This window comes from Mycobacterium sp. E802 (assembly GCF_001666875.1).
Classification (GTDB): Bacteria; Actinomycetota; Actinomycetes; order Mycobacteriales; family Mycobacteriaceae; genus Mycobacterium.
Genome location: NZ_LZJD01000159.1, coordinates 1 through 17,686 on the forward strand (window position 1 = coordinate 1; position 17,686 = coordinate 17,686).

Here is a 17,686-nt window from a genome sequence, read left to right on the forward strand (position 1 = left end):
AACGTCGAGGTCAAAACCATTCTCGACGCGCTGGCATCCGAGAAATCAAGGCACTAAGGCAAATGACCCAACTCGGGTTATCCACCTAATCCGAATTATGCGCCTGCCACCCAGAAGCGGTTCTGGCGCCGATGTTCTCGAATGCTTATGACCGTTCGAGACCGAGTTTGTCGACTACGGCCCAAGGGTTTTTCACCTGGGGCGAGGTGGCGCCGTGCCCGCCGCCGATCCACCAGTAGTACTTGTCGAATGCACGGAACAGCGCACGCGGCTCCTGATCGCCCATCCACGCGGGGTTTGCGACGGTTACGTTTCGCGCCGCTCGGAATATTTCGTGAGCGACGCGCGCGTATGTCTCCTCGGGGCGGTCGCCGGGCTCAGCAATCCCGAGATGTGATCGCACGAAGCTGTCGTATACCGGGATACGCCACGGCGACAGCAAATGCAGGACCTTGGAGGCGAGTGAATATTCGCGTCGTGGAGCGCCGAACGCCCTGCTCTGCTCAACAAGGGCGATGACCCGTTGGACTGCATCGACTTCGCCGTCGACTGGCGGCGTCTCAACGGGTTCGAACAGCTCCGGTGACCACTCGAGTGTGACGAGCGCTCGTGCCATCGCAGGCCCGGTTTCTCGGCTAGCGCCCTGTACCGACCACCAACTCCTGATCGTCCATACGAGCTCCTTGAGAATCGGTGAGCCGCCATCACCGTGGAGCAACGCAGTGCGAGAGTTCGTTGACAGGCACCACAGGGCGCTTTCCATGTCGCCGTAGAGCTCGTCGAAGTTGCGTACTGCTTCGGCCAATTCATCGTCCGAAGCTTCGTCAGGCCTATGGTCCATATCAATCCCCCATCGTTCGAGCGCATTAATGCCAGCCGCGAGAAGTGTCGTGCTCACCGTAGGCGGCAAGCCCCACAGTGCACATGAAACTTTGGGGGCCCGACGGTACGGTCCCGCGAAAACGGGTTCAGAAGAGGGCCACTGGTGTTGGAGGTGACGGGGTCGGTCCAGCGGTGTGGGGCCAGCGTCTCATTACCTGGCGTGTGGATTCTTCATCACCACGGTCAGACGCTATAGACCGGTGCGGCCGATGGAAAGCGGTGGTCCTGGCGTTGTTTATCGAGGTGTCCACCGTCACTGATCACACACGAGACGAGCCGAGACCTGCTTCGAACCGCTGGTAACCTCAGTGCCCCTGTACCTTCGACTCGGCCGCAGCATCAGAACCCTCCTGGAGATATTGGGTCTCGGGTTCTGCGCGTCGTTGCAGGCGCCGTTTGAGTCGCATGGCGCGTTTCTCCACCAGGAACCAACTCGCCGCGGCCAGCGGGATGGTGGCCGCGGTGGCGACGAGGAAGAACACTCCGGCCGGCAGCCGGTCCAGGTCGATGATCGCCATCAGCTGTTGCATCGGCCACCCGTAGATGTACACGCCATACGAGATGTCGTTGCGCAACTGCAGCCGGGGATGCTTCACGAGCGCGCCCGACACCATGACGGCGTATGCCAGCGGCAATGCCGCGTACACCCGGTAATTCGGTAAGAACCCCGCGGCCACAACAAGACCCACGCACAACCCGACCAGCCACCAGTTGGCCGGCAGCCTGTCACGGAACTGGTACAGGAGTGCGCCGGCCGAGAACACCAGCGCGAAACGAGTCACCATCTGGGGGACGGTCTGGAAATCCTGTGTCGGATATCCGGCCAGGGCGGCACCGATCAGCGAGATGACGAAAGCCGTCGGGATCAGCCATCGCTTCTTCATCAGTCCGGTGACGCCCAGCACCGCGACAGCGGCATAACACATCAACTCGAAGATCAACGTCCACAGCGTGCCGTCCCAGACACCCGGCCACGGAACATCTTTCGGAGTGCCGTCGATCCCCACATAGAAGACGTTGAGCAAGCCATTGTTGACGGCCCATAAAATCTGCGAGGAGAACTTCAGTGGTTCACCGTGTTGCAAGAGCACGCCGACGGGGGCGATGACGAATGCCACCACGAGTACGCAGACCCACAGACCCGGGAGTATTCGCAGCAGTCGGGCGGCAAGATAATCGCGAAGATGCGGGTGACGCATCCAACTCGAGGTAATCAGAAACCCCGAAATCACGAAGAACCCGTCCACCCATACTTCGGTGAACAATTGGGCGAAGGGCCCGGTGATGTCACGGCCGGTGAGTGGCCATGAGTGTTGCAGCACCACCATGGACGCGAAGATGAGTCGCCAGAAGTTCAGCGCATTGCACCGAGGGTCGTACACCGATGCGATTGTGCGGTTGCTGCGCAGTCCTTCCATGATCAATGAGAATGTCACGGCAAGTGGTATGGCCCTTCGCATTTCCCAGAAATTGCTTTCCGGCGGGCTTGCCGGCGTCGGGTCCGTCGGCGCCCCGTCACCCACTCAGCCGTCGGCTCCTGCGGTGGCGCGAACAGCGGTCGGCGCCACCCGAGGTGGCCGGTGGACAGCCCCCGAAGGGGCCCTCGCGACGGCTTCGGCGATACCGATCAGTTTTCCCATAGATCTCTTAAGTCCCGATGGTCCCGCCTCTCCCCCGCTTGTCGGCACCCCGGAACCTCGATCACAGCAACAACCCGAGCCGGGCCCAAAAGTTCGCCAGAAGGCGGCGATCCCGCGTAATCCGCAGGCTGAGCCTGTTGACGGATTCGACCAAATTTTTTGCCGAAAACGCACCGCCGTTATTCAAGGGAATCGGCGGTGACTTTGAATTGAATTTCTCCGCCAAATTTACGGCCGCGCCGATCTGTCATCGGCGTTCTGTTCGCATATCGCCGCCGGGCAACGGCCTGATATGACGGAGAAGGCCATGGTTTACTCTTCAACGAACCTAGGGTGCGCCCCCCCTCAGGTCGTGCGTTATGCCACAGCGCACGTGCCGGGCGTGGGGGGATAGTGGAGGAGATCTACGATTTTTAAGCTATTGCAGCGGTTGTGGATTCCGTTACTAGCGATTGTGGTGATTGCCGCGGCCGGATTCACCGTCTCGCGGCTGCACAACATCTTCGGCTCCGACAAACGCCCCACCTACGCTGACACCAAGGTTGCTGACTCGAAACCATTCAACCCCAAGAAGTTGACATATGAGGTTTACGGCGCGCCGGGAACTGTGGCCAGTATCAGTTATTTCGACGTGGACGCCGAACCGCAGTTCGTGAAGAACGTCAGCTTGCCCTGGACGCTGGAATTCGATATCGGCAAGACCACCGCGGTGGGCAGCATCATGGCGCAAGGTGACAGCAATTCGATCGGGTGTCGCATCACCGTCGACGGCGAAGTGAAGGCGGAAAAGACCTCGAATCAGGTGAACGCCTTCACTTCGTGCCTCCTGAAGGCTGCGTGAGCGGGAAACCATGGAAAACGAAACGCACCGCAAGTCACGAATGGCGTCGTTCATTCGCAGTTTCTCCCCACTGATCATCTTGGGGTGGGTGGCCATCACGGTGGTCATGACGGTGGCGATCCCGCCGCTGGAAGTGGTCGAGCGGGACCATTCGGTGTCGCTGAGCCCTGCGGATGCGCCGGCGGTCAAGGCGATGACGCGCATGGGCGAGTTGTTCCAGGAGTCCAACTCCAGCAGTGTCGCGGTGATCGTCCTGGAGGGGCAGGAGCCGCTGGGTGACGCGGCGCATGCGTACTACGACGAGCTGATCCGCCAGCTCAAGGCCGATACCGCCCATGTCCAGCACATCCAGGATTTCTGGGGCGATCCGCTGACCGCCGGCGCCGCCCAGAGCGCCGACGGCAAAGCCGCCTACGTGCAGCTCAACCTGGTAGGCCGGTTCGGCCAGGCCGAGGCCAACGAAGCGGTCAAGGCCGTTCAGGACGTCGTCAAGAACACCAAGGCACCCGAGGGCGTCGAAACCTTCGTCACCGGGCCGGCGGCCATCGTCGCCGACATGGGCCAGAGCGGCAATAACACGGTCATCCTGATCACGCTGGTCAGCATCGGCGTCATCTTCCTGATGCTGCTCATGTTGTACCGCTCGATCATCGTCGTCATCATCCTGTTGCTGACCGTCGGCATCGAGCTGCAGGTCGCCCGCGGCCTGGTGGCCTTCCTCGGCATGCACGGCTGGGTCGGTCTGACGACCTACGTGGTGAACCTGCTGGTCTCCGTCGGCATCGCGGCCGGAACCGACTACGCCATCTTCTTCACCGGGCGCTATCAGGAGGCCAGGCAGGTCGGCGAGGACCGCGAGCAGGCCTATTACACCGCCTATCGCAGTGTGGCCAAGGTGGTGTTGGCTTCCGGTCTGACCATCGCCGGTGCGATCGCGTGCCTCAGCTTCACCCGCCTTCCCTACTTCCAGCCCCTCGGGGTTCCCGGCGCGGTCGGCATCATCACCGCCGTGGCGGTGGCGCTGACGCTGGTGCCCGCGGCGATCGCCCTCGGCAGCCGGGTCGGCCTGTTCGATCCGAAACGGCCGGTGATCACCCGGCGTTGGCGACGTATCGGGACGGCGATCGTCCGGTGGCCGGCCCCCATTCTGTTGGCCACGTTGTCCATTGCGTTGATCGGTCTGTTGACGCTGCCTGGGTACAACCCCAGCTACACCGACCAGAAATACATTCCTCAGGACATTCCGGCCAACCAAGGTTTCGCGGCGGCGGCCCGGCATTTCCCGGAATCCAAAATGGCCACACCCGATCTGTTGGTGGTCGAAGCCGACCACGATATGCGCAATTCAACCGACCTGCTCGTGCTGAACAAATTGGCCAAAGCGGTCTTCGCGGTGCCCGGTATCGCGAACGTGCAGTCCATCACGCGGCCCGAGGGCACGCAGATCGAACATTCCTCGATCCCGTTCATGCTGAGTATGTCCAACGCCAGTCAGCGGTTGAGCCTGCCATTCCAGCGTGAGCGTATGGAAGATCTGCTCGAGCAGGCCGACGATATGTCCACGACCATCGCCCTCATGCAGCGCATGTACGAATTGATGAAGGAGATGGTCGATACCACGCACGGCATGGTGGGCACCACGCATGAACTGCAGGACGACGTCAAAGAACTGCGCGATCACATGGCGGATTTCGAGGACTTCTGGCGTCCGCTCAAGAATTACCTGTATTGGGAACCGCACTGCTACAACATTCCGCTGTGCTGGTCCATCAGGGCCATTTTCGACGGGCTTGACGGTATCGATGAAGTGACCGACAAAATGGGCGGTCTCGTCGAGCAGCTCGATAAGTTAGACGTGCTCATGCCGCAGATGCTGGTGCAGTTCCCGACCATGATCGCGACCATGCAGAGCACCCGCACCATGATGCTGACGATGCACAGCACCATGTCCGGCATCTTCGCCCAGATGGATGACTCGAACGACAACGCGACGGCCATGGGTAAGGCGTTCGACGCATCCAACAACGACGATTCCTTCTACCTGCCGCCGGATGTGCTGGAGAACAAGGACTTCCAGCGGATCATGAAGATCTTCATGTCGCCGGACGGCAAGGCGGCCCGCATGCTGATCACCCAACGCGGTGATCCGGCGACGCCCGAAGGCATTTCGCGCGTCGAACCGATCCGGATCGCAGCCGAGGAGGCGCTCAAGGGCACACCGCTGGAAAGCTCCAAGCTGTATCTGGCCGGCACCGCGGCCGGAGTGAAGGACCTCGTCGACGGCTCCAAGATCGACCTGATGATCGCCGGGGTGTCGGCTTTGGCACTGATCTTCCTGATCATGGTGCTGATGACCCGCAGCTTTGTCGCCGCCCTGGTGATCGTGGGGACGGTGGCGATGTCACTGGGCGCATCGTTCGGTCTGTCCGTGCTGGTCTGGCAGTACTTCCTGGGGCTGCAGATTCACTGGGTGGTGCTGGCCATGTCGGTGATCGTCCTGCTGGCGGTCGGTTCGGACTACAACCTGCTGCTCGTCTCCCGGATGAAGGAGGAGATCCACGCGGGTATTCACACCGGCATCATTCGAGCGATGGCGGGCACCGGCAAGGTGGTGACGGCCGCGGGCCTGGTGTTCGCCGCCACCATGGCATCGATGATCGTCAGCGATCTGCTGACCATCGGTCAGGTGGGTACCACCATCGGTCTTGGCCTGCTCTTCGACACCCTCGTGGTGCGCGCGTTCATGACTCCGTCGATCGCCGCGCTGCTGGGCCGCTGGTTCTGGTGGCCACAGCAGGTGCGCCCGCGTCCCGCCAGCGCCATGCTGCGGCCGACCGGACCGCGGCCGCTGGTGCGCTCGCTGCTGCTGAGGGATTAGCGCCGGATGAGCGAGCAACCTCGGCCGCCCTTCATCGCGCGGACAATTCGCTGGCTTTCGCCGGTCATCATCCTGGCGTGGCTGGTCCTGATCGTGGTCCTCACCCTGGCCTCGGTTGGCGGGCAATGGAAGTCGGTGATCCCCGCGCTCGAGCACGTGGCGGAGCAGAACGCGGTGTCGCTGATGCCCAAGGACGCTCCCTCGGCTCAGGCGATGAAGCGCATCGGGCACAACTTCGAAGAGTCCGATTCGGACAGCTTCGCGATGATCGTGCTGGAAGGCGACCAACCGCTCGGTGACGACGCGCACCAGTACTACACCAAACTGATTGCCGAGTTGCGCGCCGATCCCGAACACGTTGAGCACGTGCAGGATCTGTGGGGTGATCGCCTCACCGCGTCCAGCGTCCAGAGCCCCGACGGCAAGGCCACCTACGTCCAGCTGAATCTCGCCGGCGACCAGGGCACCCCGCTCGGTGACGAATCGGTGGCCGCCGTGCGCGGCATCGTCGACGGGCTGACCCCGCCGCCGGGCGTCAAGACCTATGTAACCGGTTCGGCACCACTGGTTTCCGATATGCAACACAGCGGCAACCGGTCGATCCTGAAGATCACCGCCGTCACCGTGGTGATCATCTTCCTGCTGCTGTTCATGGTCTACCGGTCGATCATCACGGTGATCCTGCTGCTGGTCATGGTGGGCTTCGAACTGGCGGCGGCCCGCGCCGTGGTGGCATTTCTCGGTGCCAACCAGGTGTTCGTGCTGTCCACGTTCGCGGTCAACATGCTGGTGTTCCTGGCGATAGCGGCCGGAACCGACTACGGCATCTTCTTTTTCGGTCGATATCAGGAGGCCCGCCAAAACGGCGAGGACCGGGTGCAGGCGTACTACAGCATGTATCGGGGCGTGGCCCCGGTGGTGCTGGCTTCCGGGCTGACCATCGCCGGCGCGATTCTGTGTCTGACGTTCACCCGGTTGCCCTACTTCCACACCATGGGCATCCCCTGTGCGATCGGCATGTTCGTCGCGGTTGCCGTTGCGGTGACGCTGGTTCCGGCCGGTGTCGTGGTGGCCAGCCGGTTCGGATTGCTCGATCCCAAGCGCGTGATGCGGACCGGGCGGTGGCGTGGCATCGGCACCGCCGTCGTGCGCTGGCCGGGGCCGATCCTCGTCGCGTCGCTGGCCGTGGCGCTGGTTGGGCTGCTGGCCCTGCCCGGTTACAAGACCAGCTACAACGACCGGCTGTACATCCCTGGCGACATCCCGGCCAACATGGGGTTCGCCGCGGCCGAACGGCACTTCTCCCAGTCCCGGATCACCCCGGAGATCCTGATGGTCGAGGCCGACCACGATCTGCGGAACCCGACGGACTTCATCACGCTCAACAAGTTGGCCAAGGCAATCTTCAAGGTGCGCGGGGTTTCTCGGGTTCAGGGCATCACCCGGCCCGAGGGCACCCCGATCGACCACACCTCGATCCCGTTCATGCTCAGCCTGCAGAGTGCCGGGCAGGTCCAGGCCACCGAGTTCCAGCGAGCCCGCATCGACGACATGCTCAAGCAGGCCGCCGACATGCAGGTGATGATCGACTCGATGGAGCACACCTTCAAGGTGATGACCGAGCTGGCCGCGACGACCCACGACATGGTCGAGCGGACGCACGAGATGCAAGAGGTCACCAAGGAACTACGGGGCAGTATCTCGATTTTCGACGACATGTTCCGTCCGGTCCGCAATTACTTCTATTGGGAACCGCACTGCTTCAACATCCCGATCTGTTGGTCGATCCGGTCGATCTTCGATGCGATGGACGGCGTGGACAAGCTCGACGACACGCTGGAGGTCCTGGTCAAGGACATGGACAAGCTGGACGCGATCATGCCCCAGTTGCTGGTCCAGTTCCCCAAGATGATCGCGCTCATGAAGAAGATGCGCGTGATGTCGCTGACCACACACACCACGATGTCGGGTCTGATGGCTCAGATGGACGAGACCACCAAGGACGTCAGCGCCATGGGACAGGCGTTCGACGCGGCCAAGAACGATGATTCGTTCTTCCTGCCGCCAGAGGTCTTCGACAATCCGGACTTCAAGAAGGCGATGAACTCCTTCATCTCGCCGGACGGAAAGTCGGTGCGGTACATCATCTCCCACAGTGGCGACCCGCAATCACCAGAGGGGATTCAACGGATCGATCAGATCCGGACGGCGGCCGAGGAATCGCTCAAGGGCACTCCGCTGGTGAACGGCAAGATCTTCATCGCCGGTGGTGCGGCGACGGCGAAAGACTGGCAGGAGGGTTCGAAGTACGACCTCTGGATTGCCGGGATCGCCGCGATCTGCCTGGTCTTCCTCATCATGTTGATGATCACCCGCAGCTTCATCGCGGCGCTGTCGATCGTCGGCACGGTGGTGTTGTCGCTGGGCGCCTCGTTCGGGCTGTCGGTGTTGTTGTGGCAGTACATCCTTGGCATTTCTCTGCACTGGATGGTGCTGGCGATGTCGGTGATCATCCTGTTGGCGGTCGGATCGGACTACAACCTGCTCCTGGTGTCCCGGATGAAGGAAGAGATCGGAGCCGGCATCAACACCGGCATCATCCGCGCCATGGGCGGCACCGGCAAGGTGGTGACGTCGGCCGGTTTCGTGTTCGCGTGCACGATGGCCGCGATGGCGGTCAGCGATCTGCGCATCATCGGCCAGATCGGTACGACGATCGGTTTGGGTCTGCTGTTCGACACGATGATCGTCCGGTCCTTCATGACCCCGTCCCTAGCGGCACTGCTGGGTCGGTGGTTCTGGTGGCCGCAACGGGTGCGTCCGCGTCCGGCCAGTACCTTGCTCCGCCCCTACGGCCCGCGTCCGCTGGTCCGCTCCCTGCTCGGCGAGCCACATCTCGACTCGGCGACGACGCAGCCGATCAAGAGGATCGAATAGCGGGACATCGACCTGGGTGTCGAACGATTTCTACCCCTGGGTGTTTCGTGGCGAGTGCCACGACCCAGGGGTAGAAAGCTGCGGCGGTCGGCCGCCAGATCAATCGGTCAGTACTTGGTGCAACTGGTCAGCATCTGGGTGAAGACCGGCAGGGCCTGATCGACGCCAGGGTTGCCCTTGATCTTGTTCAGCAGGTTCACCCGCTCATCGCGAGGCGAGCTCAAGAACACCCGGAGGAACTGCTGGTTCGGCGGGGATTGGTCCAGATACTGTGCGGCCATGGGATTTTCGGTATGCACGGCCTTCATCGCCTGGTCATAGGTACACGTCGAGTCCACCATCGGACCGAGGTCGGGCTCTGCAGAGGCCAGGCCGGCTCCGGCGGACAACGCCATGGCCACCCCGGCCGCGGTGACGGCGAGTTTGGTGTACGGAAGCTTCATGTTTCCCTCCTGGTGATGCCCACTCGGATGTATGCAGTTGAGAGCTCGGCGGGTCTGGGTCGACGCTGGGTTAGCCACGCAGGCCCAGACTCAAACCTTATGCCGGTCTACCACACTTATCCGCTGCGTATTGCCTGGTGTTACAGGCCAATTCGCCGACGTCGGTACCTCACCTTTCCCGCAACTGCAGTTTGCTGACAATTGGCCTGTACAACTGCTCAATTCCGGTGCTGCACGATGTTGCTGGGGCCGGAAAAATTGCCGGCTACTTGCGCTGCAACAGTTCCAGCAGATACGAGCCATACCCGGATTTGAGTAGTTCTTTGGCCCGAGCTTCCAGTTGATCGTCGTTGATGAATCCGGCGCGCCAGGCAATCTCTTCGGGCACACCGATCTTGAGACCCTGGCGGCGTTCGATGGTGCGGACGTAGTCGCTGGCGTCGAGCAACGAGTCGAACGTGCCGGTGTCGAGCCACGCGGTACCGCGCGGGAGTACCTCGACCGAGAGCTGACCCAGATCCAGATAGGTCTGGTTGACCTCGGTGATCTCGTACTCGCCGCGTGCCGACTTGCGCAACGACCGGGCGATCTCGACGACGTTGTTGTCGTAGAAGTACAGGCCGGGGACCGCGTAGTGCGATTTCGGAGTGGTCGGTTTCTCCTCCAGGGACAGCGCGGTGCCGTCCGCGGCGAACTCCACCACCCCGTAGGCCGACGGGTTCGCCACCCAGTACGCGAAAATGGCGCCACCACTGACATCTTGGAAGCGTTGCAGGCTGGTGCCCAGTCGCGGACCGTAGAACACGTTGTCGCCCAGGGCCAGGGCAACCGTATCGGTGCCGATGTGGTCGGCGCCGATCACGAACGCCTGTGCCAGCCCCTCGGGTGAATCCTGCACGGCGTAACGGAGATTCACACCGAAGGCCGACCCGTCACCGAGTAAGCGTTCGAAAGCGGGCGCGTCGGCCCCGGTGGTGATCACCAAAATGTCCCTGATGCCGGCCATGATCAGGGTGGACAGCGGGTAGTACACCAGCGGCTTGTCATATACCGGCAGCAACTGCTTGCTGACCCCCATGGTGATCGGGTGCAAACGGGTGCCCGAACCGCCGGCGAGAATAATTCCGCGCATCTGCTCTACCCCTCGGAAAACTCGGCGTTGTTGAGTGCGGTGGCGGCGGAGACGTTTTCTGACGCGTCAGGGCTAAACACGCTTGCCACCATATCGAGCCTAGCCCGGCGGCGACCACGGATCGGTCTGGACCGGGCGCCCACGAATTTCGCGAAAACCCGGCCCGACCAGAGGGATCTTCACCGCCGGGGCGGCGAAGACCACAGCAATCAACCGAATTTGCCGGGGCGGTGACGCCCTGCGGTCAACACACAGAATGGCCACATCGACGTCGTCAGCAGATTTGCCGCATTTGAACACGTGGGTTCATCCCGTCGCGACGAGCGCGCGGCAATTTTTCATCGCTGTTGGACAAAGACCAATTCGGCGCAACAAGTTTCATGATCGGCGGTTAAGGTGCAAGCGGTTGGGGGTGTGGATCTGTCATGAGAATTGCATTGGCAAGCTACGGGACCCGTGGCGACATCGAGCCGTCGGTCGCGGTGGGACAAGAACTGCTGCGCAGAGGGCACGAGGTCAAGATGGCCGTGCCACCGGATCTCGTCGGCTTCGCCGAAACGGCGGGCCTGCAGGTGGTCGAGTACGGTCCGGCGGTGGAACCGCAGCTGGATGGTTACCGCGACCTGTGGACCTCCTGGGCCAAGCACTTCTGGCACGTGCAGGAGTTGGTGGCACTGTGCCGGGAGGCGTTGAGCACCGTCACCCAGCAGTGGGCCGAGTTGAGCCGGACGCTCCTGGAGTTCGCCGACGGCGCCGATGTGTTGTCGACCGCGGTCGGATATGAGCAACCGGCTGCCAATGTTGCCGAGTACTACGGAATTCCGCTGGTCACCTTGCACACCATGCCGTGGCGGCCCAATGGACAGCTCTTCCCGATCGTGCCGGCTCCGGTAACCAGGGCCGGGATGGTCGCCTACGACTGGTTGGCCTGGCGGCTGACGAGGAAGTATGAGGATGCCCAACGGGCCGAACTCGGCCTGCCGCCCGGCACCGGTCCCGCACCGGTGCGGATGGCCCGACGCGGAGCCCTGGAGATCCAGGCCTACGACGAGGTCTGTGTCCCCGGGCTGGCCGCGGAATGGTCCAAACGAAACGACCGGCGGCCGTTCGTGGGCGCCCTCACCCTCCAGTTGTCGACTCGCGCGGACGGAGAGATCGAGAACTGGATCGCCGCCGGATCACCTCCGGTCTGCTTCGCGTTCGGCAGCATCCCGGTGGAATCTCCGGCCGACACCCTCGCGATGATCAGTGCGGCGTGTGCCGAACTCGGTGAACGCGCGCTGGTCTGCGCCGGGGGAACCGACCTCAGCGGCATCCCGGTTCCGGAACACGTGAAGGTGGCCGGCGTCGTCAACTATGCAAAAGTGTTCTCGGCCAGTCGAGCCGCGGTGCACCACGGCGGGTCGGGAACCACCGCCGCCAGCCTGCGCTGCGGCACACCGACCCTGATCTTGTGGTCGGTCGGTGACCAACCGCTGTGGGGCAACCAGCTCAAACGGTTGAAAGTGGGTACCGCCCGCAGCATTTCGACGACCACCTCAGAAACCCTGGTCGCCGACCTGCGCCGGATACTCACCCCGGAGTATGCAGCTCGAGCCCGGGCACTGGCCGCCAACATGACGCCACCGGCCGACAGCATCATGAAGGCGGCCGATCTGATCGAGGGGCTGCCCTCGCGTTGAGTCGTCATGTTTCACGAGTTGCGGTAACAGATCTCGTCCGCCGGTACCCTTGCCGGATGGTGTCTCGACCACTTTCGCCGTCCCGCGACACACTCGCCGATTCGCAGGCGTCGTAGAGGATGCGCATGTTCCGCTTGGCATTACAGCAGCGACCCCCGTTCATCGTGCGGCGCTACCCGTACAAAGACTGGCAGCGGATGCGTACCGCGCTGGGTCCGGATCTGGCCCGGACGGTGACCATGCATGCCGATGACGCTCCGCCACCGGCCAGCGAGATCGGGCAGATCTTCGACAACGCCCACAACATCCACAAGCTGCGGCATTACCTGGGCGTCTACCAGTCGGCCATGACCCAGACCGAACGCCTGCTCGAGATCGGGGTGGATCGCGGCGGCTCACTGCAGATGTGGCGCAACTACCTACCCGAGGCCACCATCGTGGGGCTCGACATCAGTCCCAAAGCCGCACAGTACGACTCACCGGCGAACGACATTCACGTCCGGATCGGCGACCAGACGGACACCGCGTTCCTGCAGAGCGTGCTCGACGAGTTCGGGCCCTTCGACACGGTGCTCGACGACGGCGGTCACACGGCCAAGCAGATGATCGGGTCGTTCAAGTACCTGTTCCCGCGCCTCAAGCCGGGCGGTGTCTACCTGGTGGAAGACGTGTGCGCCAACTACTGGACGTCATACCGTGATCAGCGGGAATCGTTCATCGACTTCACCAAGTGGTTGATGGATGCGATCCACGCCCCGTATGCACGGACGAAATCGGTTTTCCAGTTCATGGAAGGCCACCCGAAGCGGCTCGCAAAACTCGAAGTGCCGTTTGCCGCGACCATCATCGACCGCATCGAGGTGGTGGATTCCGTGGTCGTGATACACCGTGCCGCCGAGCCGAAGAAGCTGTCCCGCGCCGTTTTCCGCTGAGATCTTGAACCCCCAGCGCATGAGCGGTTTATTTGCCGCAGCGGCGTCAAAACGGCATCTGCCCACAGTACTCACGCGCAATCATGAGCGCCCGCATTAGCCTTTTTCGCACTCCCCCGCCGAATTCGACCGCGGGTTTGCTCAGGCATTAGAGTTGGAACACCGGTCGTTACAACGGAAATGCGTTGAGGCAGGACACCTGCGGGCTAGGCTCGACACCGAACCCGCATCCGAGTTAGGGGGCAGTTTTTTGACCGTGACGGATCACGACACCCGGTCTGCCTATCTGGACCTGCTCCGACAGGACCTCACCAGGTACGGGGTCGACGAATTAGTGCCGGTGGGCTGGAATTGGTTGCACCGCCCAATTTTCAAGATCGGCAATACCATGCTGGTCCGGAAGCGTCCGTTCGATCAGCGTAAGCGCGACCTCGGCTTGGACTGGCCCGCAGAGGCGCTGACCATGATCGGGATGAAGCGGCTCACCAGCCTCCAGGAATGTGTCGAAACGGTGATCGCCGACGACATCCCCGGAGACCTGGTCGAGTGCGGCGTGTGGCGCGGTGGGGCGTCCATCCTGATGCGCGCCGTGCTGGCTGCCTACGGTGACGAGACGCGAAATGTCTGGCTCTGCGACTCATTCGAGGGTGTGCCGCCGCCTGACGCGGCGAACTACAAGGCCGACAAGGGCGATCGGCTACATCTCGCCGCGCCCATCCTGGCCGTGTCGGAGCAGGACGTCCGGGCGAACTTCCGGCGCTACGGCCTCCTGGACGACCGGGTGCGCGTGGTGGCCGGGTGGTTCAAGGACACCCTGCACGATGCACCGATCGAACGGATCTCGGTGCTGCGGCTCGACGGTGATCTCTACGAATCCACCATCCAGGGGCTGGATGGTCTTTACGACCGGCTGTCCCCCGGCGGGTTCTGCATCATCGACGACTACCACGCAATCGAAGGCTGCCGGAAGGCCGTCACCGATTACCGGTCCAAGCACGGGATTTCGGCGCCCATTGTGAACATCGACGGAACCGGTGTGCTCTGGCGCAAGGAGTGACGGTGCGGTGGCAGGTCTGCTCGGGAAATGGACCTGCCTCACCGTCCCCGGTGGCTCACTGAAAGGCAAGAACCCGCAATGAAACTCGTTCTGGCTGCCTACGGGACCCGAGGCGATCTCGAGCCGTCCGTGGCCGCCGGTCGTGAATTGGCGCGTAGAGGGCACGACGTGCGTATCGCGGTACCTCCCGATCTCGTGGGATTCGCAGAGGACGCCGGCCTGGTCGCGGTCCCCTACGGCTTGAACACCCAGAAGTGGCTGGGCGTGTACCGGGATTTCTGGACCTGCTTCTTCCATCGATTCTGGAACGTGCGGGAACTGCGGCGGTTGTGGCGCGAGATGTGGGCTCTGAGCGACCAAGCTTGGACACAGATGAGCGCCGGACTGGTGTCGTTGGCCGAGGACGCGGACGTGCTGTTCGTCGGCCAGAGCTACCAGGAACCGGCGGCGAATGTGGCTGAGTTCCACGGCATTCCATTCGCCACGCTGCACAACACGCCGATCCGGGTCAACGGTCGACTGCTGTCTCGCCTTCCGGCACCGCTGGCCCGTGCGGTGATGTGGACGTACGACTGGTTCGGCTGGCGGCTGAACAAGAAGGTCGAAGACGCGCAGCGCCGGGAGTTGGGTCTGCCGAAAGCCACGGGTCCGGTATCTCGGCGGATCGCCGAACGGGGAGCACTCGAGATCCAGGGATACGACGAGGTCTGCTTCCCTGGTTTGGCGGAGGAATGGGCGCCTTGGCGCAACGAGCGACCATTCGTCGGGACGTTGACACTGGAACTGTCGACGGAGGCAGACGAAGAGGTTTCGTCGTGGATCGCCGAAGGGCCGCCGCCGGTCTGCTTCGGCTTCGGCAGTATGCCCGTCCACTCGCCCTCTGCCACAGTCGAAATGATCGCCTCGGCGTCTGCCGAGCTGGGACAGCGCGCCTTGATCTGCTCGGGCTGGAGCGATTACAGCGATGTCCCGCAGTACGAGCATGTCAAGGTGGTCGGGGCGGTGAACTATGCGGCGGTGTTCTCGGCCTGCCGCGCCGCGGTCCACCACGGCGGGGCCGGTACCCTGGCCGCAAGTCTGCGGGCAGGAGTGCCGACACTGGTGCTGTGGATCGATGGGGCCCAGCCCGTGTGGGCGTCCCGCGTGAAACTCCTCAATGTCGGTGCTGTCCGCAGTTTTTCGAGCACCACCAAGGAAACCCTGGTGGCCGACCTGCGGAAGGTCCTCACGCCGGAATGCGCGGCGCGAGCCCGCGAGGTCGCCCTTCGCATGACGCCGGCGGCGGAGAGTGTGGCAAAAACTGCCGATCTGGTCGAAAGTTTCGCCCGCGCCCGGTCTTTTGCCTGACCGGCACGATGTTTGCCAACACCGCCATGCTCGATGCAAAGGCAAGGTCGATACTGTGAAAGGGGCTCGGGTGCACATTGCGGATAGTGAAATCCATTGCGCAACAGTGAATTCCGCCTCCACCAAGGGACCGCAGCGGCGCTCGGTTTCTGGGCCTGCGTGGTACCCGCCGATGCTAAGGTTGCGCTCGTGGCTAAAGGGCTGACACTCCCCACCCGCTTCTGGTTGAAGGCGGTGCGCGCGGAGTACTGGCTTGCGCGCAAGGTGCTGCCGAACGTGTACTCCAATGACGCGTTGATCTGTTTCAACAGCTTTGCGTTCATGGACGATCCCGACTTTCAGCGCGCCTACCAGCGCGGAGCCTGCGCCCTCAACGGCATGGATTGGTACCAGTGGCACTGGCGCGTCCACGTCGGTCTGTGGGCGGCGTCCAGCGCCAGCAAGCTCGAGGGCGATTTTGTCGAGTGCGGAGTCAGTTACGGCTTTCTCAGCAGCGCGATCATGGAGTACCTGGACTGGGACCGGCTGGGGAAGACGTTCTACCTGCTCGACACGTTTGCGGGGCTCGATCCCCGCTATGTGACGGCCAGCGAGAAGGCGGCCGGTGCGCTGGAGAGAAGCGACGAGCATGTCCGCAACGGCATGTACGGCAGCTCGGTGGACGGGGTCCGCCAGAACTTCGCCGAGTGGAAGAACCAACGCATTGTCGTGGGCGCCGTGCCCGAGACGCTCGACCAGGTGGACGCGGACACGATTGCCTTCCTGCACATCGACATGAACTGTGCCCCACCAGAGGTCGCGGCACTGCGGTACTTCTGGCCGAGACTGTCGCCGGGGGCCATCGTGCTGCTCGACGATTACGCCAACCGCGGGCGCGATGAACAGCGGATCGCGATGGATGAGGTGGCTCGAGAGCTGGGCGTGCTGGTCTGCGCCCTGCCGACCGGGCAAGGCCTGATCCTCAAGCCGCCGAACTGACACCCTCCAGCTACCAATTGCTGGGTGGCTGTGGCCGCCGCGTGGCTTCTGGCGCGACCCGAAGTGCAAGCTAAAACGCTGTGCTGCAAACCATGTCGACGCATTTTGCAGCATCACGCGCTGCGAAGGCAGTGCTATGGTCGTCGCATGGCAAAGAATTGGCCCCTGAAGTTCCGGATCGCCTGGGCCGGCCTGCGTACCGCGTACTGGGTCCCGCGCACGCTCTTGCCCAACGTCTATTCCAATGACGCGTTGATCTGTTTCAACAACTACGCGTTCATGGACGATCCCGACTTTCAGCGGGCCTATCAGCGCGGTGTGCAGGCGCTGGGTGGTGAAGATATCCACCACTGGCACTGGCGAGTTCACGTCGGCCTGTGGGCGGCGGCCACCGCCGCCAAGGTCGAGGGTGACTTCGTCGAGTGCGGTGTCAGCCACGGGTTCCTCAGCAGCGCAATCATGGAATACCTAAACTGGGATACGTTGGGCAAGACGTTCTATCTTCTGGACACCTTCGCCGGCATGGATCCGCGGTTCGTCTCCGAACAGGAGCGAGGCGCCGGGGCGCTGGTGCGCAACCAGGCCGCGCTCGACTTTGGCATCTATGGCAACTCGGCGGACATCGTCCGAGCCAACTTCGCCCAATGGACCAATCAACGCATCATCGTGGGCGCTGTCCCCGAGACTCTGCAGCAAGTGGATGCGGCCGCCGTGGCGTTCCTGCACATCGACATGAACTGTGCGCCACCGGAGGTGGCCACCCTGCGGTACTTCTGGCCGCGGTTGTCACCGGGCGCCATGGTGTTGTTGGACGATTACGCCAACCGTGGTCGTGACGAGCAGCGCATCGCCATGGACGAGGTCGCACGCGAGCTGGGCGTGATGATCTGTGCTTTACCCACCGGCCAGGGCATCCTGATCAAGCCGCCCACGGTGG

Annotated in this window: 13 protein-coding genes and 1 pseudogene; 10 read left to right on the top strand and 4 right to left on the bottom strand. The window is 62.7% G+C overall.

The window, feature by feature from the left end; translation table 11 throughout:
• Positions 1-145: 145 nt before the first annotated feature.
• A complete protein-coding gene (locus A5699_RS23095; protein ID WP_157561416.1) occupies positions 146-898 on the bottom strand; it encodes a hypothetical protein in 753 nt (250 codons plus the stop codon).
• Between the two features lie 289 nt (positions 899-1,187).
• Positions 1,188-2,264: an acyltransferase gene (locus tag A5699_RS23100; protein WP_067774566.1), complete on the bottom strand. Its 1,077-nt coding sequence runs from the start codon at positions 2,262-2,264 to the stop codon at positions 1,188-1,190.
• 395 nt (positions 2,265-2,659) lie between these two features.
• Between A5699_RS23100 and A5699_RS29365 the strand changes: the two genes are divergently transcribed.
• The 4 genes from A5699_RS29365 to A5699_RS23115 all read left to right on the top strand — a co-directional run bounded on the left by A5699_RS29365 (position 2,660) and on the right by A5699_RS23115 (position 9,178).
• Positions 2,660-2,818 carry a hypothetical protein gene (locus A5699_RS29365; protein ID WP_157561417.1) on the top strand — a complete coding sequence of 53 codons (159 nt, stop codon included), beginning with the start codon at positions 2,660-2,662 and terminating at the stop codon, positions 2,816-2,818.
• A 125-nt stretch (positions 2,819-2,943) separates the two neighbouring features.
• Positions 2,944-3,363, top strand: coding sequence for an MmpS family protein (locus A5699_RS23105; protein WP_067774455.1), 420 nt, complete (start codon positions 2,944-2,946; stop codon positions 3,361-3,363).
• A 10-nt stretch (positions 3,364-3,373) separates the two neighbouring features.
• The gene (locus tag A5699_RS23110; RefSeq protein ID WP_067774457.1) at positions 3,374-6,241 is read left to right on the top strand and encodes an RND family transporter; all 2,868 of its coding nucleotides are present in this window, start codon (positions 3,374-3,376) and stop codon (positions 6,239-6,241) included.
• 6 nt (positions 6,242-6,247) lie between these two features.
• Positions 6,248-9,178, top strand: a complete 2,931-nt coding sequence (locus tag A5699_RS23115; RefSeq protein ID WP_067774463.1) for an RND family transporter — start codon at positions 6,248-6,250, stop codon at positions 9,176-9,178.
• Between the two features lie 107 nt (positions 9,179-9,285).
• Here the strand turns inward: A5699_RS23115 and A5699_RS23120 are convergent, their stop codons facing one another.
• Positions 9,286-9,621 (bottom strand): hemophore-related protein, encoded by a 336-nt coding sequence (locus tag A5699_RS23120; RefSeq protein ID WP_067774465.1) that lies wholly within the window; start codon positions 9,619-9,621, stop codon positions 9,286-9,288.
• Positions 9,622-9,886: 265 nt separating this feature from the next.
• Positions 9,887-10,753 (bottom strand): glucose-1-phosphate thymidylyltransferase RfbA, encoded by an 867-nt coding sequence (gene rfbA / locus A5699_RS23125; RefSeq protein WP_067774468.1) that lies wholly within the window; start codon positions 10,751-10,753, stop codon positions 9,887-9,889.
• A gap of 425 nt (positions 10,754-11,178) precedes the next feature.
• Between rfbA and A5699_RS23130 the strand changes: the two genes are divergently transcribed.
• From A5699_RS23130 to A5699_RS23155, 6 genes and pseudogenes are all read left to right on the top strand, one after another.
• Entirely contained in the window at positions 11,179-12,435 is a 1,257-nt protein-coding gene (locus A5699_RS23130) for a glycosyltransferase (protein ID WP_067774471.1), read from the top strand.
• A 197-nt stretch (positions 12,436-12,632) separates the two neighbouring features.
• Positions 12,633-13,367 carry a class I SAM-dependent methyltransferase gene (locus A5699_RS23135; protein ID WP_067774568.1) on the top strand — a complete coding sequence of 245 codons (735 nt, stop codon included), beginning with the start codon at positions 12,633-12,635 and terminating at the stop codon, positions 13,365-13,367.
• 256 nt (positions 13,368-13,623) lie between these two features.
• Positions 13,624-14,424, top strand: a complete 801-nt coding sequence (locus tag A5699_RS23140) for a TylF/MycF/NovP-related O-methyltransferase (protein WP_067774473.1) — start codon at positions 13,624-13,626, stop codon at positions 14,422-14,424.
• A 78-nt stretch (positions 14,425-14,502) separates the two neighbouring features.
• Positions 14,503-15,771 (top strand): glycosyltransferase, encoded by a 1,269-nt coding sequence (locus A5699_RS23145; RefSeq protein WP_067774475.1) that lies wholly within the window; start codon positions 14,503-14,505, stop codon positions 15,769-15,771.
• 189 nt (positions 15,772-15,960) lie between these two features.
• Positions 15,961-16,749, top strand: coding sequence for a TylF/MycF/NovP-related O-methyltransferase (locus A5699_RS23150; protein ID WP_067774477.1), 789 nt, complete (start codon positions 15,961-15,963; stop codon positions 16,747-16,749).
• 147 nt (positions 16,750-16,896) lie between these two features.
• A pseudogene (locus tag A5699_RS23155) lies at positions 16,897-17,679 on the top strand (class I SAM-dependent methyltransferase); the annotation flags it as partial.
• Positions 17,680-17,686: the final 7 nt, after the last annotated feature.

What these genes read in the sequence shown, in the direction of transcription:
- A5699_RS23110 (WP_067774457.1), top strand. Translation starts at nt 3,374, where the DNA reads ATGGAAAACGAAACGCACCGCAAGTCACGAATGGCGTCGTTCATTCGC.
- A5699_RS23115 (WP_067774463.1), top strand. Translation starts at nt 6,248, where the DNA reads ATGAGCGAGCAACCTCGGCCGCCCTTCATCGCGCGGACAATTCGCTGG.
- A5699_RS23120 (WP_067774465.1), bottom strand. Translation starts at nt 9,621, where the DNA reads ATGAAGCTTCCGTACACCAAACTCGCCGTCACCGCGGCCGGGGTGGCC.
- rfbA (WP_067774468.1), bottom strand. Translation starts at nt 10,753, where the DNA reads ATGCGCGGAATTATTCTCGCCGGCGGTTCGGGCACCCGTTTGCACCCG.
- A5699_RS23130 (WP_067774471.1), top strand. Translation starts at nt 11,179, where the DNA reads ATGAGAATTGCATTGGCAAGCTACGGGACCCGTGGCGACATCGAGCCG.
- A5699_RS23135 (WP_067774568.1), top strand. Translation starts at nt 12,633, where the DNA reads ATGCGTACCGCGCTGGGTCCGGATCTGGCCCGGACGGTGACCATGCAT.
- A5699_RS23145 (WP_067774475.1), top strand. Translation starts at nt 14,503, where the DNA reads ATGAAACTCGTTCTGGCTGCCTACGGGACCCGAGGCGATCTCGAGCCG.